The organism is uncultured Roseibium sp., from assembly GCF_947499295.1.
GTDB lineage: Bacteria > Pseudomonadota > Alphaproteobacteria > Rhizobiales > Stappiaceae > Roseibium.
The window spans coordinates 471,255-491,448 of sequence record NZ_CANMNP010000001.1; the positions used below are offsets into that span (position 1 = coordinate 471,255).

General features: G+C 55.2%; 18 protein-coding genes. 5 read left to right on the plus strand and 13 right to left on the minus strand.

Features of this window, described 5'->3' with window-relative positions; all coding sequences use genetic code 11:
- Nucleotides 1–380 precede the first annotated feature (380 nt).
- Both Q0835_RS02195 and Q0835_RS02200 read left to right on the plus strand, forming a co-directional pair.
- Complete coding sequence (locus Q0835_RS02195) at nt 381–1,952, plus strand: Re/Si-specific NAD(P)(+) transhydrogenase subunit alpha (RefSeq protein WP_298958602.1); 1,572 nt, start codon at nt 381–383, stop codon at nt 1,950–1,952.
- A 12-nt stretch (nt 1,953–1,964) separates the two neighbouring features.
- The gene (locus tag Q0835_RS02200) at nt 1,965–3,398 is read left to right on the plus strand and encodes an NAD(P)(+) transhydrogenase (Re/Si-specific) subunit beta (RefSeq protein ID WP_298816258.1); all 1,434 of its coding nucleotides are present in this window, start codon (nt 1,965–1,967) and stop codon (nt 3,396–3,398) included.
- 80 nt (nt 3,399–3,478) lie between these two features.
- Here Q0835_RS02200 and Q0835_RS02205 read toward each other — a convergent pair whose 3' ends face one another.
- The 3 genes from Q0835_RS02205 to Q0835_RS02215 all read right to left on the minus strand — a co-directional run bounded on the left by Q0835_RS02205 (nt 3,479) and on the right by Q0835_RS02215 (nt 6,186).
- Nucleotides 3,479–3,967, minus strand: a complete 489-nt coding sequence (locus Q0835_RS02205; protein ID WP_298958141.1) for a hypothetical protein — start codon at nt 3,965–3,967, stop codon at nt 3,479–3,481.
- Nucleotides 3,968–4,188: 221 nt separating this feature from the next.
- Nucleotides 4,189–5,730: an alanine/glycine:cation symporter family protein gene (locus tag Q0835_RS02210; protein WP_298958143.1), complete on the minus strand. Its 1,542-nt coding sequence runs from the start codon at nt 5,728–5,730 to the stop codon at nt 4,189–4,191.
- 21 nt (nt 5,731–5,751) lie between these two features.
- Entirely contained in the window at nt 5,752–6,186 is a 435-nt protein-coding gene (locus Q0835_RS02215) for a universal stress protein (protein ID WP_298958145.1), read from the minus strand.
- A gap of 141 nt (nt 6,187–6,327) precedes the next feature.
- On the opposite strand from Q0835_RS02215, the gene Q0835_RS02220 reads away from it, so the two are divergent.
- Nucleotides 6,328–6,786: an Lrp/AsnC family transcriptional regulator gene (locus tag Q0835_RS02220; protein ID WP_298816251.1), complete on the plus strand. Its 459-nt coding sequence runs from the start codon at nt 6,328–6,330 to the stop codon at nt 6,784–6,786.
- A gap of 90 nt (nt 6,787–6,876) precedes the next feature.
- On the opposite strand, the gene Q0835_RS02225 is transcribed toward Q0835_RS02220, so the two are convergent.
- The gene (locus Q0835_RS02225) at nt 6,877–9,240 is read right to left on the minus strand and encodes a 1-deoxy-D-xylulose-5-phosphate synthase N-terminal domain-containing protein (protein WP_298958146.1); all 2,364 of its coding nucleotides are present in this window, start codon (nt 9,238–9,240) and stop codon (nt 6,877–6,879) included.
- Nucleotides 9,241–9,363: 123 nt separating this feature from the next.
- On the opposite strand from Q0835_RS02225, the gene Q0835_RS02230 reads away from it, so the two are divergent.
- Entirely contained in the window at nt 9,364–9,831 is a 468-nt protein-coding gene (locus Q0835_RS02230; RefSeq protein WP_298958147.1) for an Lrp/AsnC family transcriptional regulator, read from the plus strand.
- 3 nt (nt 9,832–9,834) lie between these two features.
- On the opposite strand, the gene Q0835_RS02235 is transcribed toward Q0835_RS02230, so the two are convergent.
- Nucleotides 9,835–11,037 carry a methionine gamma-lyase gene (locus Q0835_RS02235; RefSeq protein ID WP_298958148.1) on the minus strand — a complete coding sequence of 401 codons (1,203 nt, stop codon included), beginning with the start codon at nt 11,035–11,037 and terminating at the stop codon, nt 9,835–9,837.
- A gap of 112 nt (nt 11,038–11,149) precedes the next feature.
- Between Q0835_RS02235 and Q0835_RS02240 the strand changes: the two genes are divergently transcribed.
- Nucleotides 11,150–11,608 (plus strand): Lrp/AsnC family transcriptional regulator, encoded by a 459-nt coding sequence (locus Q0835_RS02240; protein ID WP_298816243.1) that lies wholly within the window; start codon nt 11,150–11,152, stop codon nt 11,606–11,608.
- On the opposite strand, the gene ugpC is transcribed toward Q0835_RS02240, so the two are convergent.
- From ugpC to Q0835_RS02280, 8 genes are all read right to left on the minus strand, one after another.
- Entirely contained in the window at nt 11,605–12,663 is a 1,059-nt protein-coding gene (ugpC, locus tag Q0835_RS02245) for a sn-glycerol-3-phosphate ABC transporter ATP-binding protein UgpC (protein WP_298958150.1), read from the minus strand. The two genes, Q0835_RS02240 and ugpC, sit on opposite strands and share 4 nt — an antisense overlap.
- A gap of 9 nt (nt 12,664–12,672) precedes the next feature.
- Nucleotides 12,673–13,515 carry a carbohydrate ABC transporter permease gene (locus Q0835_RS02250; protein ID WP_152502494.1) on the minus strand — a complete coding sequence of 281 codons (843 nt, stop codon included), beginning with the start codon at nt 13,513–13,515 and terminating at the stop codon, nt 12,673–12,675.
- A gap of 8 nt (nt 13,516–13,523) precedes the next feature.
- A complete protein-coding gene (locus Q0835_RS02255) occupies nt 13,524–14,453 on the minus strand; it encodes a sugar ABC transporter permease (RefSeq protein ID WP_298816238.1) in 930 nt (309 codons plus the stop codon).
- Nucleotides 14,450–15,706, minus strand: a complete 1,257-nt coding sequence (locus Q0835_RS02260; RefSeq protein WP_298958152.1) for a sugar ABC transporter substrate-binding protein — start codon at nt 15,704–15,706, stop codon at nt 14,450–14,452. Before Q0835_RS02260 ends, Q0835_RS02255 begins: the two co-directional genes overlap by 4 nt.
- Nucleotides 15,707–15,747: 41 nt before the next feature.
- A complete protein-coding gene (locus Q0835_RS02265; RefSeq protein ID WP_298958153.1) occupies nt 15,748–16,914 on the minus strand; it encodes an aminotransferase class I/II-fold pyridoxal phosphate-dependent enzyme in 1,167 nt (388 codons plus the stop codon).
- Nucleotides 16,907–17,626: an FCD domain-containing protein gene (locus tag Q0835_RS02270; protein WP_298816232.1), complete on the minus strand. Its 720-nt coding sequence runs from the start codon at nt 17,624–17,626 to the stop codon at nt 16,907–16,909. The genes Q0835_RS02265 and Q0835_RS02270 overlap by 8 nt, the downstream gene beginning before the upstream one ends.
- Before the next feature lie 325 nt (nt 17,627–17,951).
- The gene (locus Q0835_RS02275) at nt 17,952–18,692 is read right to left on the minus strand and encodes an SDR family oxidoreductase (protein ID WP_298958154.1); all 741 of its coding nucleotides are present in this window, start codon (nt 18,690–18,692) and stop codon (nt 17,952–17,954) included.
- A 42-nt stretch (nt 18,693–18,734) separates the two neighbouring features.
- Complete coding sequence (locus tag Q0835_RS02280; RefSeq protein WP_298958155.1) at nt 18,735–20,189, minus strand: aldehyde dehydrogenase family protein; 1,455 nt, start codon at nt 20,187–20,189, stop codon at nt 18,735–18,737.
- Nucleotides 20,190–20,194 lie beyond the last annotated feature (5 nt).

Sequence of the window (20,194 nt, forward strand, 5' to 3'; positions counted from 1 at the left end):
AAACGGGGGCGCGGCGAAAAATGTCATATTAATTGCCGTGTAGTGAGCCAACTGTCTCACAGATTGCGCAGCGCAAAAAAATACTAATCAATTCGAAATTCTTAGTAATTCGGCAAAGGAATTGCGTTGCAAGCAACGTCGTTTTCTCATTTCCGCACCCGAGCTGTGCGATAAAGTTTAGCGCCTTTCATAAAGCTGCGCGGAAATACCGCCCAATTCTAAGGCAATCGCACCTTGTCATAAGTAGTTTTTTTGTTTCTATATGCGCTGCACACATGCATGCCCCCCGGTTTGTCGACGTCCTCAACGTCTGATCGCGTGGGTAAATTTTCGATTGGCCTCTCCCGGTCACCATCTTGGAGCGACATATGTCAGAAGCGCTGATAATCGGCACACCGAAGGAAACCTTCCCCGGGGAGGCCCGTGTGGCAATGACCCCGGAATCGGCTAAGCAACTCCAGAAACTCGGCTATTCTTGCGTGATCCAAAGTGGTGCAGGCAAAGCAGCAGGGTTCTCGGACGAGGCTTACAAGGAAGCCGGTGTCGAGGTTATCAAGACCGCACCAAGCCTTTGGAAACGATCCGATATCATTTCCAAAGTGCGCCAGCCGGATGACAAGGAACTTGGTTACCTCACCAAGGGCAAGACCCTGATTTCCTTTTTCAATCCGGGCGGAAACGAAACCGGGATGGAAGCTGCCAAGGACAAGGGCGCCAACGTCATTGCCATGGAAATGGTGCCGCGCATTTCGCGTGCCCAGAAAATGGACGCGCTCAGCTCCATGGCGAATATCGCCGGGTATAGAGCCGTTATTGAAGCCGGCAACAATTTCGGCCGCTTTTTCACCGGCCAGATCACGGCGGCGGGCAAGGTTCCTCCCGCAAAGGTTCTTGTTGTTGGCGCCGGTGTGGCTGGGCTTGCAGCGATCGGCACCTCTACGTCTCTCGGCGCAGTGACCTACGCCTTTGACGTTCGTCCGGAAGTCGCCGAGCAAGTGGAATCCATGGGTGCTGAATTCGTTTACCTGGATTTCGAAGAAGAACAGCAGGATGGTGCGGCGACCGGAGGATATGCCAGCGTGTCGTCGCCGGAGTTTCGGGAGGCCCAACTTGCCAAATTCCGCGAACTTGCTCCCGAAATGGACATCGTCATCACAACTGCGCTGATTCCGAACCGGGACGCTCCGAAACTCTGGCTTGAAGACATGGTCAAGGCCATGAAACCAGGCTCTGTCATTATCGATCTTGCGGCCGAACGCGGCGGCAATGTCGAAGGAACCGTCAAGGACGAAAAAGTCGTTACGGACAACGGTGTTACCATTGTCGGCTACACCGACTTCCCTTCAAGGATGGCGTCCCAGTCTTCGACGCTTTATGCCACCAACATTCGCCACATGATGACAGATCTGACGCCGGAAAAAGACGGCCAGATCGCCCACAACATGGAAGATGACGTCATCCGTGGTGCAACTGTTGCCTTCGAAGGGGAGATCACCTTCCCCCCGCCTCCACCCAAGGTTCAGGCGATCGCAGCAAAATCGAAGGAAAAGCCGAAGGAGCTGACACCTGAAGAAAAGCGTCAGCAGGAGGCTGAGGCATTCAAGGCACAAACCAAACAACAGGTCACGCTGCTCGCAGTCGGCGGTCTGGCGCTGCTCCTTGTCGGCCTTGTCGCGCCGGCAAGTTTCATGCAGCACTTCATCGTTTTCGTGCTTTCGGTCTTTGTCGGGTTCCAGGTTATCTGGAACGTCAGCCATTCACTACACACACCGCTCATGGCGGTGACGAACGCGATTTCCTCGATCATCATTCTTGGGGCCTTGATGCAAATCGGGTCTGGATCCTTCCTGGTTATCCTGCTTGCCGGCGTCTCCATCTTCATGGCGGGGATCAACATTTTCGGCGGTTTCCTCGTCACCCGGCGCATGCTCGCCATGTTCCAGAAATCTTAAGGAGGCCGAACGATGGAATTCGGTTTTACGACTGCCGTCTATGTTGTCGCGGCTGTTCTTTTCATTCTGTCTCTTGGCGGTCTTTCGGGTGAGGAAAGTGCGAAACGCGCTGTGTGGTACGGCATCGCCGGCATGGCGCTGGCTGTTGTCGCGACACTGATTGGCCCAGGCTCGGGCCTTTGGCTCCTGTCAGTCGCGTTGATCGCTGCAGGCGGCATCATCGGCTACTATGTCGCTCAGCGCGTTCAGATGACAGAGATGCCGCAGCTTGTTGCCGCGATGCACTCGCTGGTGGGTCTTGCAGCCGTCTTTGTGGGCTTTAACGCCTATATCGAACTCGTGCGTGTCAACGGCATGAGCGAAGAGGAACGCCATGCGCTGGAGGGTTTTGCCGCTATCCTCGCCCACAAAACGCCGATTGAGCAGTCAATCCTGCGCGTTGAGGTTTTCCTGGGTGTGTTTATTGGTGCTGTGACCTTTACAGGTTCGGTCATTGCCTTCGGCAAGCTGGCAGGCAAAGTCACATCGAAAGCCGAAAAGCTTCCGGGCGGTCATATGCTGAATGCGAGCGCGGCTGCTCTCAGCGTCATTCTGCTCCTTCTTTTCCTGAACGGAGCCGGAATCTGGACGCTGATCCTGATGACATTGCTCGCATTCTTCATCGGATATCACCTCATCATGGGCATCGGCGGCGCCGATATGCCGGTTGTGGTGTCGATGCTGAACTCCTATTCAGGCTGGGCCGCTGCCGCCATCGGCTTCTCGCTCGGCAACGATCTGCTGATTGTCGTCGGTGCTCTTGTCGGCTCGTCCGGTGCGATCCTCTCCTACATCATGTGCAAGGCGATGAACCGCTCTTTCATCTCGGTGATCCTTGGAGGCTTCGGCAACACGACCGGTCCTGCCATGGAAGTGGAAGGCGAGCAGATCGCCATCGATTCCGACGGCGTTGTCGCGGCGCTGGACGATGCAGACAGCGTCATCATCGTCCCGGGTTACGGCATGGCAGTTGCCCAGGCGCAGCAGTCGGTCAGCGAGTTGACCAAGCGCCTGCGTGGCAAGGGCAAAGACGTTCGATTTGCAATCCACCCGGTTGCCGGCCGCTTGCCCGGTCACATGAACGTGCTGCTGGCTGAAGCAAAAGTGCCTTATGACATTGTGATGGAAATGGACGAAATAAACGATGACTTCCCATCAACGGACGTCGTCATCGTTATCGGCTCCAACGACATCGTCAATCCGGCGGCACAGGACGACCCGAACTCACCGATTGCCGGCATGCCGGTGCTGGAAGTCTGGAAAGCCAAACAGGTCTTCGTTTCCAAACGCGGCCAGGGCACCGGGTATTCCGGCATCGAAAACCCGCTCTTCTTCAAAGACAATACGCGAATGTATTACGGCGATGCCAAGGCCAGCCTCGACAAGCTGCTGACACAGATCAGCTAAGGTCCTCAAGACAGACAACCCCGGCCACGAGCCGGGGTTGATCGTTTCAACGCGACGAAAAAGAGCTGTAACCAGGCGTTCTATTGCCGGGTGTACGACACTCCGTTCTGGCCACTGCTATTTGTCCATGTGAAGGAGTTCGGACCGGTCACGAAGATCCTGTGTCCGGAAGCGGAATTGTACTGGCTGGCACCACTGCGGATATAGCGGGAGGTCTTGCCATCCACGTCACCACCAGCCATCCGTGTGATCACGATCTCGCTTGGGGAAGCATTGACGCGTTCGATCATCTGGCGCCCGTCTTTCCAAACGCCAAAATAAAGCCCGCTCTGCAAGGCTGGAGCATATTGGGCAAACATCAAGTCTCCTCTTGGACCCGTGTGCCCCGTGCAAATCATCTGGCTGCCGTGGCTCGCACAGAACTGACCAGGGGCCGCCGTCGCAAAAGCCGGCAGTCCAACGACAGCTCCAAGAAGGCATAGTGCAGCCAGGGCGGCACTCAACATTTGCCCGTGCCCCGCAAGCGGTGACATTTTTTCACAAAGGACTTTCAAATAAAGGTTCGGCATCTCCTTAATCTCTCTCTTCCAGCAATACATGAGCTTGCGTCAGCTCCAAGCGCGGTGAACGCCATGAGAAAGAGGTGAGATCCGTTCCCCCAAGCCCCTATGAGGTTAAACCCCCAATGTGCTCAGCAGCGATGAGCGCTGAAGCCAGAACGGATCTACAGACAGCATGAAGCCGCCCACTAGGGGCGGCTTCGGATTTTTTTGGCTGAGCTGCTGCGCAGTTAGCCGTACTTCTTGATTTCACCGGATTTCAGACGGCTCAGGTAGCTGTTGACCTCCCGCTTGACGATCGGCATCAGCGCATAAAGCGCGATGATGTTGACAACCGCCATTGCGAAGATCGCTGCGTCTGAGAAGTCGATCACCGGGCCCAGGCTTGCTGCTGCTCCGATAACAACGAAGATGCAGAAGATGACCTTGAACACAAGCTCTTTGGTCTTGCCTTCACCGAACAGGAAGGTCCAGGCTTTCAGGCCGTAGTAGGACCAGCTGATCATCGTCGAGAAAGCAAACAGGACAACCGCAATTGCGAGGATGTACTGGAACCAGCCGAATGAAGCGGAGAAGGCCGCCGATGTCAGAGCAACACCTGAGTTGCCATCAACAGTCTGAATGGCGGTTCCGCCCTCATTGAGAAGGTAGAGACCCGTTTGCGGATCGGAAACCAGCTGACCGGTGATGATGATCACGAGGGCCGTCATCGTACAAATCACAACGGTGTCGATGAATGGTTCCAGGAGAGAAACGAAGCCTTCCGTGATCGGTTCCTTTGTCCTAACCGCGGAGTGTGCGATCGCCGCGGAGCCGACGCCGGCTTCGTTGGAGAATGCAGCCCGTTTGAAACCCTGAATAAGTGCACCGACAAAACCGCCGGCAACTCCAAGACCTGTAAACGCCCCTTCGAAGATCTGACCGAACGCCCAACCGATCTTGTCAGCATTCATCAGAATGATAACCAGAGCAGTGATGACATAAAGAACACCCATGAACGGCACGACTTTTTCCGTCACTGATGCAATGGATTTCAGTCCGCCGACGATGACCGCAAATACGATTGCTGCAAACACCAGACCGGTGATCCAGCCAGGATAGTCGCCAACGACATTTGCGATCTGAGCATGAGCCTGGTTGGCCTGGAACATGTTCCCGCCGCCAAGCGAACCGAGGATACAGAAGATCGCGAACAGAACAGCCAGGATCTTGCCTGCAGGCAGGCCGCGTTCCTCAAAACCCTTGGTCATGTAGTACATTGGTCCACCGGAAACGGTGCCGTCGGAGTACTCATTCCGGTATTTGACGCCAAGCGTACACTCGGTGAATTTGGAGGCCATTCCCATCAGGCCCGCAAGGATCATCCAAAAAGTCGCTCCCGGCCCCCCGATGCCAACGGCAACAGCAACACCGGCAATGTTTCCAAGTCCGACAGTGCCGGATAGCGCCGTTGCAAGTGCCTGAAAGTGGCTTACCTCACCCGCGTCATTCGGGTCTGAGTAATCGCCTTTGACGAGGGCTATAGAATGCGGGAAAGCCCGAAACTGAATGAAGCCGAAGTAGATTGTAAAAACTGTCGCGGCGATCACCAGCCAGGCAACGATCCAGGGAAAGGACGTTCCCGGAAACGGGCTGAAGATGAAGCTGACGAACCAGCCGGTGGAACTTGCAAAAACTGAATTGATCTGTTCGTCAATCGATTGAGCCATCGCCGGCGCGGATACGCAAAGCGAGGCGAATGCGGCCAGAACCGCAGCACTGATGTTTTTCATTTGAATTTCGCCTTCCAAGACTTACGGAACGATGGTGACCGGAACAGGCGCTGCCTGTGCCAGACTTCCGGCAACGGAACCGAAGATGCGTGATGACAGTTTGGATTGGCCGGTACGACCGATCACGAGGTGATCCACTCCTTCTTCTTCCGCAATCTTGATGAGCGTTTCTGCGATGTGACCGTAGCGCAGCTCCGAGGCAACCTCGAGCCCGGTACCGGCCAGTTTGGTCAGAACGGGTTCCAGTACGGCAGTTTGCGCCCGTTCCAGTTCCTCGTTCCGTCTCGCGTGCCGTTCTTCAATTTCCGTAGGTGTCAGGAAAGTATAGGGCGACCACTCGAGCACATGGGCTAACACGAGCCCTGCTCCTCCCGCCTTTGCCAAACCAACCGCGAACTCCACTGCGTTCATGGCGTTTTCGCTGCCGTCATATCCGACGACGATCCTCTTAGACATGATTATTTTCCCCTGTCGTGCGGCGTTTTGCCGTAGGTAAATTTAGCCAGCACTCGATCATAAAAGTTCTCGAATTTCGGCAAAATTAGGATATTTTATGAATAATTATCGAAATTAAGCGGAGTTTTCGGAATATTTCTCATGGATGCCATTGACCAGAAAATTCTTACAGCCTTGCAAATTGACAGCCGCATCTCCATGGCCAGGCTTTCTGAACAGGTTGGCCTGTCCCTTTCGGCCTGTCACCGACGGGTCAAACTGCTGGAAGCAAATGGCGTGATTTCAGGCTATACGGTGCGGCTGGAGCGAAGTGCGCTGAATCTGGAGATCCAGGTCTTTATCGAAGTCAAACTGACAAGCGCGCGCACCGACGACATCACGGCCTTTGAAAGCGCGATCGCGAAAATGCCCGAAATTCTCGAATGTCATCTGATATCGGGAGAATTCGACTATCTCATTCGACTTGTCGCGAAAAACACCGCTGCTTACGAGAAGCTCTATCGGAACAGGCTCTCGCAGATCCCGTCAGTGTCACAAATGAAAACGCTGCTTAGCCTCAGCACGGTGAAAGAATTTCGCGGCCTGTATCTGGAACCGTGAAAAGCAACGTATGACCTGCGCTCTACCTGAGCGCAGGTGCGGGCGTGCCAGCCCTTCAAACGCGATAGGGCTTATCGTGTGCAGAAGTGGCTAAATTGCCGGGCCTGGCGTCAGACCGCTTACCTTTTCGACAATCGAAGCGGCATCGATGCCAAAATGACGATAAAGATCGGAGATCGTCCCGGTCTGACCAAAATGCTCCACCCCGAGCGGGATTGTCTGATGCCCGGCAACTCCGCCAAGCCAGGCAAGCGTCGCAGGATGCCCGTCGATAACAGTGATCAGGCGGCAGTGGGCCGGCAAATCGCCCATGAGCATCTCAATGTGCGATCTTGCACCGGCATGGCCGCGAGACCGAGCTCGCTGCGCTGCTGTCCATCCGGCATTCAACCTATCTGCGGACGTAACGCTCAGAACGCCGACATCGCGTCGGTTTCCTGCAAGCAACCCAGCCGCCTTGATGGCCTCGGGCGCAACGACACCCTGGTATGCAATTACCACTTCACAGTTCGGCCCCGGTTTGCGCAGCCAATATGCACCATCGATTGCACCTTGTCTGAAAACGTTGTCTGCGCGATTGACCGGCTGCTCAATCGGATTGGTAGAGAGCCTCAGGTAGACCGAACCGCCGGTTTCGTCGCGAAGCCAGGTACGCTCGTCCGGGTCCCCTTCCCCATCCCGCTGCAGATAGTCGAAAGACCATTCCATGATCACGGCCAGCTCGTCGGCAAAAGCCGGCTCGAAGGCAGCCAACCCATCCTGGCTCATACCGATCAGCGGTGTTCCGATTGACTGATGTGCGCCCCCTTCCGGGGCCAGAGTAACCCCGGACGGCGTACCGACGATCATGAAACGGGCATCCTGGTAGCAGGCATAGTTGAGTGCATCGAGCCCCCTGCAAACAAACGGATCGTAGACCGTTCCAATCGGAATCAACCGCTCACCAAAGAGCGAATGCGACAAACCGGCTGCGCCCAGCAACAGGAACAGGTTCATCTCGGCAATGCCAAGTTCGATATGCTGACCTTCCGGTGTAAATTCCCATTTGGCGGTCGATGGAATCCGGTGTTCGATAAAAGCGTCGGCCATGGCGGTACGGGCAAAGAGTTTGCGCCGGTTTACCCAAGGTCCAAGATTGGTGGTCCCCGTCACGTCCGGAGACGTTGTCACGATCCGCTGCGCAAGTTCGCTGTCACCTTTCGACAGATCGTCGAGCACTTTGCCGAATGCCATCTGGGAAGAGATTTCCCGATCTGAACTGAGTTCAATTGGCGGCACATCGATCCTGTCAGCGGTGAAACGCCTTGGTCCCTTGGCAAAGAATGGGACTTCATTCAAAAATCCCTTGAATGCAGCAACATCTTCAACCGTTGCAAAGGGCTCCCATTCATCTCCTTCGCCGACCCCCATATGAGCCTGCCAAGCGGCCATCTGGGTCTTGTTCATCAAGCCGCCATGGTTGTCCTTGTGACCGGCAATCGGTGTGCCCCAACCCTTGATCGTATAGGCGAGGAAACATGTCGGACGGTCGTGGTCAATCGCGTCAAAAGCCGCGGCCATTGTCTCGGTGCAGTTGCCTCCAAGGTTTTCCATCAGTGCGGCAAGCCCGTCATCGGACCGACTGTCGATGAGAGCGCTCACTTCGCCCTGGTCGCCGAGGTCATCCATGAGCCGCTTGCGCCAGACAGCACCTCCCATGAAGGTCAAGGCCGCATAGTCCTGGTTGGAACACGCATCAATCCATTGCTTCAGACTGGCACCACCAGGTTCATCGAAGGCTGCCTGCTGCAGAGCGCCGTATTTGACGCGGACGACATCCCAACCAAAGGCGTCGAAGATCTTCTCGACCCGGTCAAACAATCCTTCCCGGACAATCCCGTCCAAAGACTGTCGATTGTAATCAATGATCCACCAGCAATTCCTGAGGTCGTTCTTCCAACCTTCCTGAAGTGCTTCGTAGACATTGCCTTCGTCCAGCTCAGCATCCCCAACCAATGCCACCATCCGCCCCAAGGTCCGGGCCTTTGACCAGTTCTTTGCAGCTATAAAATCCTGAACGAGAGAGGCAAACGACGTGATCGCGACACCCAAACCGACTGAGCCGGTTGAAAAATCGACATCATCGATATCCTTTGTGCGGGAAGGATAGGACTGGACACCATGAAACCCCCGGAAATTTTTCATTTTTTCCAGGTCTTGATTGCCCATGAGATACTGGATCGCGTGAAACAGCGGCGATGCATGCGGCTTGACGGCAACGCGGTCTTCGGGACGGAGCGCTGAAAAGTAGAGCGCCGTCATGATCGACACCATCGATGCCGAACTTGCCTGATGCCCACCCACCTTGATGCCATCAGCCTTTGGCCGAACGTGATTGGCGTTGTGGATCATCCAGTGAGACAGCCACAAAAGCCGCTGCTCGATCGTCTTGAGATGCGCCGTTTTCGATGTCATGCCGATTTCGTCCAATTCTCTTTTGACGACCAACCTAACGGTCAGTTCGGGCTGGTTTCTTGCTTTTTCATAGTCACCAGGGCTAGAAAATAGATGTATTCGCTTCAAAAACGGGAAAACCTAGTGGTTTCAGTTAATCTCGATCAGTTTGATATCCAGATCCTGCGTGAATTGCGCGAGAACGGGCGAATTTCCATACAAGACCTGTCCGAGAAAGTCGGCCTCAGCCCGACACCGGTTGCGCGCAGGCTGCGGCACTTGGAGGAAAATGGTGTGGTCACCGGATACTGCGCCCTGATCGACGAAATGAAACTGGGCTACGAAGTGTCGGTGTTCGTATCGGTTCAACTGGACAAACAGGTCGATGTCAGCCTTGAACGCTTCGAGACAGCGATCCAGGGATTTCCCGAAGTTGTTGATTGCTGGCTGATGACCGGTAACCGCGACTACCTTCTGCGCGTTGCAACCACCGGCCTGGCCAGTTTTGAGACATTCCTGACAGGCAAGCTCACACGTGTGCCCGGTGTGGCGAACATTGAGAGTTCCATCCCGCTTCGCCGGGTGAAATCCGCTGTTGCCCGGACACCTTGACCGTCAGGCGGCGTCAGCCACGGTTTCTCTCGGCAGGGCCTGCTGCAAATCCTCCAGAATGTCGTCAACCTCTTCCAACCCAACCGAAAGACGAACCAATCCGTCGCTGATGCCATGAGCCGCGCGTTCTTCAGGCGTATAGGTCGAATGCGTCATGGAGGCCGGATGCTGGATCAACGTTTCGGCATCCCCCAGCGACACTGCCCGCTGGATCATCTTCAGAGCGTTCATCATGCTGGTGCCGGCATCCAATCCTCCGGTCAGTTCGAAGGCGATCATGCCACCGGGCTGCCGCATCTGCGTTTTTGCAAGATCATGCTGCTCAAAGCTCTCAAGCCCCGGGTAAAACACCTTGGAAACTGAGGGCTGTGCCTCCAACCAACGGGCCACTTCTATCGCCGATGACGAATGCCGATCCATACGTAAAGCCAGCGTCTTCAGCCCTCGCAAGATTAGCAGTGCGCTGAATGGTGCCATGACCGCACCCGTCATATCCTTCATACCGACAAGCCGGATCTCCTGGATCTGTTCCTCCGAGCCAACCACGAGACCGGCAACAACGTCCCCGTGACCGCCCAGATACTTGGTTGCCGAATGCAGAACGATGTCTGCACCCAGTTCGATGGGACGTGTCAGATAAGGGGTCGCATAGGTGTTGTCGACAATCACGGTCGCACTTGCCTCATGGGCGATTTCGGAAATCTCCTTGATGTCGACGAGACGCATATTGGGGTTCGCCGGTGTCTCAAAATAGACAATCCGCGTCTTGTTCGAGATCGCATCGCGCAGTTTCTCCGGATCGGTCATATCCACGTGCGAGATCTTAATTCCGAACCGAGTCAAGCCGTGGCGCATGAATGCAAATGTGCAGCCGTAGAGCGTCTCATCAACGATGATTTCGTCGCCTGGTGAAACGAGTGTCCAAAGAGTTGCGGTAATCGCGCCCATGCCGGAAGACAGCGCCAAACCTGCCTCCGCACCTTCAAGATCGGCAATCCGGCGTTCAAGGAGATCAAGGGTCGGATTTGAGATGCGGCTATAGATATGCCCGGGCCGTTCGCCCGCGAACATCTCACCGCCTGCTTCTGCGGTTTCAAAGACAAATGTGGAGCTCAAGTGCAGTGGCGGCGTGAGCGATCCCTCGTTGTCCGAAGGCCGGTAAGCGTGGTGGATCGCTCGGCTGGCAAAACCCTTGTACATGCTCATAGTGTTCTCCCGAATTGCTTTGAAGCAACTTAGGAAAGATTGAGAGGCATTTGATTTCAAAATATGCTAATTTGGAACATAGAATTAGCATTTTCTGCCAGAAAAGACATTCATGGACGCCAAAGACCGTCAAATCATCCGGGCACTGCAGCGTGACGGACGCATGACCAATCAGGACCTCGCGGACACCGTCAATCTATCGCCGTCTCCTTGCCTTCGCCGCCTTCGCAATTTGGAGAATTCAGGCGCGATCCGCGGTTTTATGGCCGATGTGGACGCGTCTGCATACGGGCTGCCGATCACCGTCTTTGTCCGGATCCGGCTGGAGCGCCACAATGAAGAAGACGTTCAGCGTTTCGAGCGGCACGTTCAAACCATCCCGGAGATCCTGGAGTGCCATGTCCTGACCGGTGCAATGGACTATCAGTTGCGCGTGGTGGTCTCTGATCTGGAAGCCTACGAAACCTTCATTCGAACACGCATCCACCCTATCGGCGGCATTGCCTCGATCGACACAAGTTTCGTCTACGGAACGGTGAAAAGGACCGCCGTCTTTCCCCAACTGGACTAACGCAAAGACCGCCCGTCTTCTGCGAAAAGATGAACCTTTTCCGGATCGATGAAGAGACCGACCTCATCTCCTGTGTTGACCGGCACGTGTCCATGTTCGCGAACAAGAAACGGTCCGATCCCGTCGACCTGAACATGGATATTTGTGTCCGAACCGAGATGTTCGACCAGTTCGGCCCTACCGCTGAATTGAGCGGCTTCCGATCCTGCCACGTGAATGTGTTCCGGGCGTATTCCAAGCTCGCTCACACCGGATGCAGGCACGTCTCCTTCGACTTGAATTCTGGTGCCACCGGAAAGTGCAATACTGTCGCCTTTGGCTTCGGCCCGCAGCACATTCATGGTCGGAGACCCGATGAACTGCGCAACAAACTTGTTTGCCGGCCGCTCGTAAAGGTCGAGCGGTGTTCCGACCTGTTGAATATCGCCTCCATTCAGAACCACAATCCTGTCAGCCAGGGTCAATGCCTCAACCTGGTCGTGCGTAACATAGATCATCGTCGCTTCAAGGCGCTGGTGAAGGCGAGCGATTTCAAGACGCATCTCAACACGCAAGGCCGCATCCAGGTTCGACAAGGGTTCATCAAAGAGAAATGCGCTGGGGTCGCGAACTATTGCGCGGCCCATTGCAACACGCTGACGCTGGCCACCCGAAAGCTGTTTTGGCAGGCGCTCCTTCAATCCCGTCAGACCCAGTGTCTTCGCAGCGCCCTGTATCTTGGACTGACGATCCTCAGCCGCCGCTTTCCGTATTTCAAGCGAAAAGCCCATGTTTCGAGCAACGTCCATATGCGGATAGAGCGCATAGGACTGGAACACCATGGCCATGTCACGGTCGCGGGGCGGAACCTCGTTCATGCGCCTGCCATCGATGGTGAATTCACCGCCCGAAATCGGTTCCAATCCGGCGATCATGCGCAACAAGGTAGACTTGCCGCAGCCGGATGGACCGACCAGCACGATAAACTCGCCGTCTTCGATCGTCAGGTTAATGTCACGCAGGACTTCAACTGAACCATAGGACTTTGCGATGCTTTGCAGTTCGATACGGGCCATTTTGAGCTCCTATCCCTTGACGGCGCCAGAGGTAAGCCCCTGGACCAGGTAGCGCTGAATGAAAATGAAGAAGAGGCAGGATGGCACAAGCGCCAGGACACCGGCGGCCATCATCTGTCCCCAGTCGACCGAGAACTTCGAGACGAACGTCAAGAGCCCGACAGGGAATGTCATCGTGTCATTGGAGTTGATCAACATCAGCGCAAAGAGCAATTCGCTCCATGCCGCTGTGAAGATGAAACCAAGTGTTGCTCCCAGTCCAGGCAGGGTCAGGGGCAGAATGATCTTTCGCAGCGCTTCAAACCTCGTGCAGCCGTCAATCATTCCGGCCTCCTCCAGGTCCTTTGGAATGCCGTCGAAAAAGGACTGCATCAGGAATGTGGCGAAGGGAACATTGAAGGCCGTATAGACGATGATCAGGCTTGTCAGCGAGTTCAGCAATCCGACGGCAGCCACGATCTTGTAGATCGGTGCAATGATCATCAGCAGCGGAAACATCTGGGTGATCAACATCAACGCAATTACAAGGCGTTTGCCCCGGAAGTCAAAGCGCGAAAATGCATACCCTGCCGCAGCTGCCACGCAGGTGGTGATGGCCGCGGTCCCAAGGGACACGATCAGGCTGTTCTTGAAATAGGACAGGAAGTCCGTTGCGATCAGGACCGTTCTGAAATTCTCGAAAGTGAAACTGCTGGGAACCATCGCGGTTCCTTCCGAGAAAATGAGCTTGTCCGGTGTCACCGCGATTTTCGCCAGCCAATAAAGCGGGAACAGCGCAAAGGTCAGATAAAAGGCCAGAGCCAGATATTTCCCGGTCACGGCCAAGGGTGAGGACTTGCGAAGCGCACTCATGACGAACCTCAGATCTTGACCAGTCTGCGGCGCAGAACCAGCAGAATGACAGCGTAAATCAGCAAAAGTACCAGCAAGGCGACCGCAATCGCCGATGCGTAGCCGAAATCGAGTTTCCGGAATGCCGTTGTGAAGATGTAAGTCGACAGAATCTGCGTTGAGTTGGCGGGGCCTCCACCGGTCATGACAAAAATGAGATCGGCGAAATTCGCGATCCAGATCGTTCTCAGCATGACAGTGATGGCAATCATCGGTGCCAGGAACGGCAGGGTGATTTTGGTGAAGCTTTGCCAGGCGGTCGCTCCGTCGATTTCGGCTGCCTCATAGAGTTCGCCGGGGATCGACTGCAGCGCTGCCAACAGCGTGATGGCAAAAAACGGAATCCCGAACCAGACATTCGCAGTGATAGGGCCCCACATTGCCAGATCCGGATCGCCCAAGATATTGTAAGGCTCAGACAAAATGCCGAGCGCGGCCAGCCAGTGCGGCAGCGGCCCAATTGTCGGATTGAACAACCAGGCCCAAGTCAGAGCTGAAAGAAATGTTGGAACAGCCCATGGCAGGAATACGAGCGCCTGAACCAGCCGTTTGCCGTAAAAATGGGTATTCAAAAGAAGTGCCAGGCCCAAACCGAGAAAAAACTGAAAGAAGATCGAACCAAGGGTCCACCAGAAGGTGTTTTTAAGCGCCAACCAGAATTTCCTGTCCGTCCAAAGCGCCTGAAAATTCTCAGTTCCGACCCAACCGGTCTCGAACGGGCGCAGCAGCGAAACGGATTGAAAGGCATAAGACACGCCAATAACCAATGGCACCAGCATCACAAGTGCGATCAGAACAAATGCCGGCGAAATATAGAGATACGGTTCGACCAGGTATCGGAAATAGAAAGAAGGCCGCGCCCGGGGTTTCCCGGGCGCAGGTTTAGTAGTCGACATCATTGTGCAGCTTTCCAGCGGGCATATTCTTCGGTCAGAAATTCAGCCCATTTGTCGGCGACTTCCTGAGCGCTGATTTGGCCCAACAAAGCTTCCTGACTGCTTTCCAAGGCGATGGAATCCGCAAAATATCCAAACTGTTCCAGGTAGGTCGGCATTACCGTCGGCACATACTGGTCACCGTTCAGTGTATCGAACCAGCCCTTGAACTGTTCGGTCTTGAAATACGGATCCTGCTCGGCGCCCTCATGGATCGGGATAACGCCCACACGCTTTGCCCATTCCTTGTTTGCCTCTGGGCTGGCCAGATGCGCAATCAGCTTCCAGGAAAGGTCCTCATTGGACGTCGTGTCAAACATTGCCCAGCCGGCGAAACCGATGGTCGGGAAGGCTTTGCCTGCCGGCCCAACCGGCATTGGAACAACCGCAAAACTGTCGGCCTCCATGCGCTCGGCCACTGCGATCAGAGCATCAGGATCCTGATCGAGGAATGCGCAGGTACCCGAATAGAAACCGGCCACAATCTCATTAAAGCCCCAACTCACGGCATCCTTTGGCGCATATCCGTTCTGGTACAGATCGATCAGAAATTGGATCCCTTCCACCGAACCGGGCTGATTGAGGGTGCTCTTGCCGTTCTCGTCGAAGAAGGTGTTATTGCCGTTCATGGTGGCGGCCATCATGATCCAGCCATTCAGACCACCCGGTCCACCACGAAGACAATATCCGTATTTTCCGTCAAGTTCGGACACGGCCTTTGCCGCGGACATGAATTCCGCCATGGTCTTCGGCGGCTCACCGACACCGGCCTCTTCCAGTAGCTTTTTGTTGTAGAACAGGGCGCGAAGGTAGAAACCGTAAGGGATCATTCGCGCGGTTTTGCCGTCTGTCTGCCGTCCCATGTCGATTGTTTTTTGGGTCAGCGTTTCGCCGTGCTCCCAATCGGCAATCCGGCTGTTCAGATCGACCAGCTTGTCCTTGTAGATACCGGCCCAGCGATCCGGCATTTCAACCACGTCAGGAATGTCTCCTCCAGCAACCATGGTTGCAAACTTCTCGAACGCCTGCCCCCAGGGCAGCGACACGATTTCCACCTCAGTTCCAGGATTGGCGGCTTCGAAAACCTCAACCTGTTGCTGCAGGACCTTGGTTCGCTCCGGGCTGGTGATCACTTCCACCAGTTTCAGACTTTCCGCGCTCACCGCTGAGCTCGCCATTATGGCAAGTGCGCTAGTTGCTCCTATCAATCCCCTCATGATCAACTCCACTGTTTGGGGTTTCGTCATAGACACGCCGCTTATCGGTGGGCGCTTGTACTCAGGGCCGCTTCGAAGTCAGCCCAAAGGTCATTGGGGTCTTCCAACCCCAAGCTCAGGCGAACAATTCGGTCGGAGACGCCAAAGCGCTGCATTGAATTTTGTTCGCCCGCCTGTTCGAGTGCGATTTTCGTCGGCAGGACCAAGCTCTCAAATCCACCCCAGCTCACCCCGAGACGGAACAGTTTCAGGGTGTCTGCGAACGCAGGAATGTCCACGGCTTCATCGAGCTCCACCGACATCAGCCCCGAGCGGCCGGTCAGTCCGGGAACAACATTCGGGCCAGGTGAAAGAACTCTTTTGACAAGCGCGTGTGCGGACAACTTGTCGACGAAATGATTTGCAGTGGCCTGATGCTGGCGCATCCGCGCTGTCAGCGTCCTCAGTCCACGCGTTAGCAAGAAAGCTTCAAATGGTGCCAGTTTGCCGCCCAGAAGCGCCAGCGAGAGCTCACGGATCTGGTCGATCAGGTCCCGCTTCGCCACCACAACACCCGCAACTGTATCTGAGTGCCCTGAAAGGTATTTCGAAGCCGAGTGCAAGACGATGTCGATGCCGAGCGTCAGCGGTTGCTGAAATAGCGGTGTTGCCCAGGAATTGTCGATCATCGTGAGTGTTTGATGACGTTTGGCATGGGCTGCGACAGCTGGAAGGTCCATTGCCTCAAAAACAACTGTGTTCGGGCTCTCCAGGTAGGCAATGCGTGCACCTGCAAGCAGGTTCTCGTCCGTCTCGAATGCCGTTACAGAGTGATAGGTTACTTCCACCCCGAACGGGCGGAGCATCCTTTCAAAGAACCTGTATGCATCCGGATAGACATTCTCGACACATGCAATCCGGTCGCCGGGTTTTATGAATGCCATTACGGCAGAAGAAATCGCCGCCATTCCGGAAGCAAAGGCAACTGCAGCTTCCCCCTCTTCCGCCTTGGCGATCAGGTTTTCGAATGCGGAGACTGTCGGGTTCTGAACGCGGGTGTAGAGCGGGTCATCGGAGCGCCCGGCCATCCGCTCCGCGAAAGCGCGGTAATTGTCGAATGTGAACAAAGAGGTCTGCATGATTGGTGGCGTCACGGCCCCACCAAACTCGGTTGCAGCAGCAGCAAGTAGTGTCTGGATGGAATAATTCTCCGGCACTGAGTCAACCATTGTGTGCCTCGGAAAATTTCTGCGTTGCAGTACAGACCATGTCGATGATGGTCGCCGTCAGGTCCGCAGCCTTGTCCTCATCTCCGGCAATGATCGCGTCAGCGAGCGGACGGTGAAGAGGAATGGTCTCTTGCCCCAGATGAGGCGTACCAAAGGGCGTTTCGTAAATGTCGTGAAAAGCTTTCTGGATTTGTTCGATAAACTGCTTGAAGAGCGGATTTCCAGTTGCCTCGTGAATGGCATTGTGAAAACGGCTGTCGGCGGGCCGCCAGTCTTCGCCAACTTCGTAAATCGCCATAAGCTCCGCAGCGCGAGCACTGATGATCCTGCGCTGCTCGGGCGTGGCAAGCCGGGTCGCGATCCTTACGGCCTCAATTTCGAGCGGGCGACGCACCTGCTGCATGCGCAGAAGGCTTTCAGCTTCGTGCTTGATGGTCAGAGCGACCCTGAGCGTATTTCTCGAAATCTCGGAAATTAGCCGGGTGCCGGCGCCCTTGTTTCGGCTGACAACTCCCATGCTTTCCCAGGTTTTCAGGGTTTCACGGATTGTGGAGCGACCAAAACCAAGCCTTCGAACCAGCTCAAGCTCAGGAGGCAACCTGTCTCCAACCTGCAGCCCTTCGTCCTCAATCAATCTGATGAGAGCCCGGGGCACATCACGAGGACCGTCTTCGTCGATATCAGCGTGCACTTTTTCTGGGTCTGCCGACATGAGTCGATGCTGCCTTTTCTCGTTCATTTAGAAGCAACGCAACTTTGTCTGACATAATACGAACAATGTCAGACATTGCAAATTCTTTGTCTGACATTGTTAAATTTTGTCGGACAAAGAAGCTTCAAGTAGCGTACAAACCGCACGTTTCCGCCTTTTCACTGTAAAAAGACACACACAAGTCCAGCGGGACGATCCGCGAGAATCAGGAGAAATTCGGACACACATATCCGTCGTGGCACCAAACAGCGCCATCGCGGACCAAAGCATTCAATTGGATCAGGACGTTAGCGGAAGGCAGGTATTCCAGTTCAGCAACGGCAAGTCAGATACAGCGACCGCCATCGACTTCCATGGCAACACCTGTAACCATGCCGGCTTCATCCGAGCACAGGAAACATGCTGCGTTGCCCATGTCTTCAGGCGTCGAAAAGCGGCCAATTGGAATGGTCGACAGGAACTTTGCGCGAATTTCAGGGGTGTCCTCGCCCATGAAGCTTTTCAGAAGCGGCGTTTCCCCTGCAACCGGGCAGATCGCATTGACCCTTACCCCGGCGGGAGCCAGTTCCACGGCCATTGTTTTGGTTGCGGTAATCATCCAGCCTTTTGAGGCATTGTACCAATTGAGCTTCGGGCGCGGGCTGAGCCCGGCGGTCGAAGCCACATTCAGGATAGCGCCCTTGCCGGCTTCGGTCATGGCAGGAACCAGGTGCCGGGCCGTCAAATAAACCGACTTGCAATTGACGGCCAGCACCCGGTCGAACTCGTCTTCCGTCACATCCTGCATTGGCTTTGGAAGATGAGTGATGCCGGCATTGTTGACCAGAATATCGACCCGTCCGAGTTCGGCCAACGCAGTTTCGGCAAGTGATCGAACACTGTCGTTGCTGGCGACATCGACCTTGACCGCTTTGCAACCTGTTTCTTTTGCGACGTCCTGCGCGAGAGCCAAATTCAAATCTGCAATCAGGACACTGGCACCTTCGGCTGTGAATTTTCGCACAATTCCGGCTCCAAAGCCTGAAGCACCGCCCGTTACGATTGCCGTTTTTCCCTGAAGTCTCATATGTGCGTTTCCTTCCAGTTCGATGTCCTGCAGGGGCATGTTTCAGCCATGGTAGGCAGCGACGGTTTTGAGCGAGGTGAAGCCATAAAGGGCTTCAAACCCCTTTTCTCGTCCATGGCCGGACTTGCCCATTCCCCCGAACGGAAGTTCGACGCCGCCACCGGCTCCGTAGTTGTTGATGAACACCTGACCGGTCCGAATTTTCTTTGCCATACGCATCTGGCGCGCGCCATCGCGTGTCCAGACACTTGCGACGAGGCCGTAGTCCGTGCCGTTGGCGATCGCTATCGCTTCATCTTCGCTATCGAAGGGAATGATCACCTGGACGGGACCGAAGATTTCGTCCCGTGCCAAAACATGAGAGGGATCGACACCGGCAAAGAGCGTCGGCTTGACGTAATTGCCTTCTTCAGGCGCATCCAGAAACTGGCCCTCCGCGATCTTCTCCAGATCGGCACCGCGATCCAGAAAGCTGGAGACGATGCCTTGTTGCCTTGATGAAATCAGAGGACCGACATCAAGATCCGCCAATGCCGGTCCGACTTTCAGGACCCGGTATTTTTCGGCCATGCGCTCGGCGACTTCAGCAAGGCGGGATCTATGCACCAGAATACGAGAAGATGCTGAACAGGTCTGGCCTGCATTTTGGATCCCTGCGTTCACAAGAAACGGCAGGGCAGCCTCAAGATCTGCATCATCGAAGAAAATCTGGGGCGATTTACCGCCAAGTTCCAGCGTTACGGGTATGACATTTCGCGCAGCAGCCGTCTGGACATGAACCCCCGTTGCCACAGATCCTGTGAAACTGATGTGTTGAACGCCCGGGTGGCCTGTGAGCGCGGCTCCGGCCTCAGACCCAAGACCGGGCACCACATTCAATGCTCCTTCCGGAAGACCGGCTTCCTTTGCAAGATCAGCAAAAGCCAAGGCCGTGAGACAAGCATCTTCCGCCGGTTTCAGGACACAGGCATTTCCGACAGCCAGGGCTGCACCAACCGAACGTCCAATGATCTGCATGGGGTAATTCCATGGCACGATATGGCCTGTCACCCCGAAGGGCTCACGCAAGGTGTAGACCGTGTAGCCATCCAGATAAGGGATAGTCTCGCCATGGAGTTTGTCCGCAGCGCCGCCGTAAAACTCAAGATAACGGGCGAGAGCGACCGCATCATTGCGCGCCTGTTTGAGCGGCTTGCCAACATCGAGTGCTTCAATGCGAGCCAGATCGTCAATGCGCGCCTCGACCAGTTTGCCGAGCCGAAACAGAAACCGGCCGCGTTCAGCGGCTGTTGTTTTTCCCCATTCGCCGTTGCGCGCTTCGTGCGCTGCTGCAACTGCGGCATCGATGTCAGGGACCCCTCCCCTTGCGATTGCCCCTATCCGTTCACCATTTGACGGGTTCATGAGCGGAAGGCTGTCGCCGCTCGCGCTGGAGATCCATCTCCCAGCGATCAGGCACTTTTCCGGATCGAACCAGAGATTAAGGTTTTCAGTCATCATTC

Excerpts from the sequence above, each read along its gene's own strand:
- Q0835_RS02200 (WP_298816258.1), top strand. The coding sequence starts at position 1,965 with ATGGAATTCGGTTTTACGACTGCCGTCTATGTTGTCGCGGCTGTTCTT.
- Q0835_RS02205 (WP_298958141.1), bottom strand. The coding sequence starts at position 3,967 with ATGCCGAACCTTTATTTGAAAGTCCTTTGTGAAAAAATGTCACCGCTT.
- Q0835_RS02210 (WP_298958143.1), bottom strand. The coding sequence starts at position 5,730 with ATGAAAAACATCAGTGCTGCGGTTCTGGCCGCATTCGCCTCGCTTTGC.
- Q0835_RS02215 (WP_298958145.1), bottom strand. The coding sequence starts at position 6,186 with ATGTCTAAGAGGATCGTCGTCGGATATGACGGCAGCGAAAACGCCATG.
- Q0835_RS02220 (WP_298816251.1), top strand. The coding sequence starts at position 6,328 with ATGGATGCCATTGACCAGAAAATTCTTACAGCCTTGCAAATTGACAGC.
- Q0835_RS02225 (WP_298958146.1), bottom strand. The coding sequence starts at position 9,240 with ATGACATCGAAAACGGCGCATCTCAAGACGATCGAGCAGCGGCTTTTG.
- Q0835_RS02235 (WP_298958148.1), bottom strand. The coding sequence starts at position 11,037 with ATGAGCATGTACAAGGGTTTTGCCAGCCGAGCGATCCACCACGCTTAC.
- Q0835_RS02240 (WP_298816243.1), top strand. The coding sequence starts at position 11,150 with ATGGACGCCAAAGACCGTCAAATCATCCGGGCACTGCAGCGTGACGGA.
- ugpC (WP_298958150.1), bottom strand. The coding sequence starts at position 12,663 with ATGGCCCGTATCGAACTGCAAAGCATCGCAAAGTCCTATGGTTCAGTT.
- Q0835_RS02250 (WP_152502494.1), bottom strand. The coding sequence starts at position 13,515 with ATGAGTGCGCTTCGCAAGTCCTCACCCTTGGCCGTGACCGGGAAATAT.
- Q0835_RS02255 (WP_298816238.1), bottom strand. The coding sequence starts at position 14,453 with ATGATGTCGACTACTAAACCTGCGCCCGGGAAACCCCGGGCGCGGCCT.
- Q0835_RS02260 (WP_298958152.1), bottom strand. The coding sequence starts at position 15,706 with ATGAGGGGATTGATAGGAGCAACTAGCGCACTTGCCATAATGGCGAGC.
- Q0835_RS02265 (WP_298958153.1), bottom strand. The coding sequence starts at position 16,914 with ATGGTTGACTCAGTGCCGGAGAATTATTCCATCCAGACACTACTTGCT.
- Q0835_RS02270 (WP_298816232.1), bottom strand. The coding sequence starts at position 17,626 with ATGTCGGCAGACCCAGAAAAAGTGCACGCTGATATCGACGAAGACGGT.
- Q0835_RS02275 (WP_298958154.1), bottom strand. The coding sequence starts at position 18,692 with ATGAGACTTCAGGGAAAAACGGCAATCGTAACGGGCGGTGCTTCAGGC.
- Q0835_RS02280 (WP_298958155.1), bottom strand. The coding sequence starts at position 20,189 with ATGACTGAAAACCTTAATCTCTGGTTCGATCCGGAAAAGTGCCTGATC.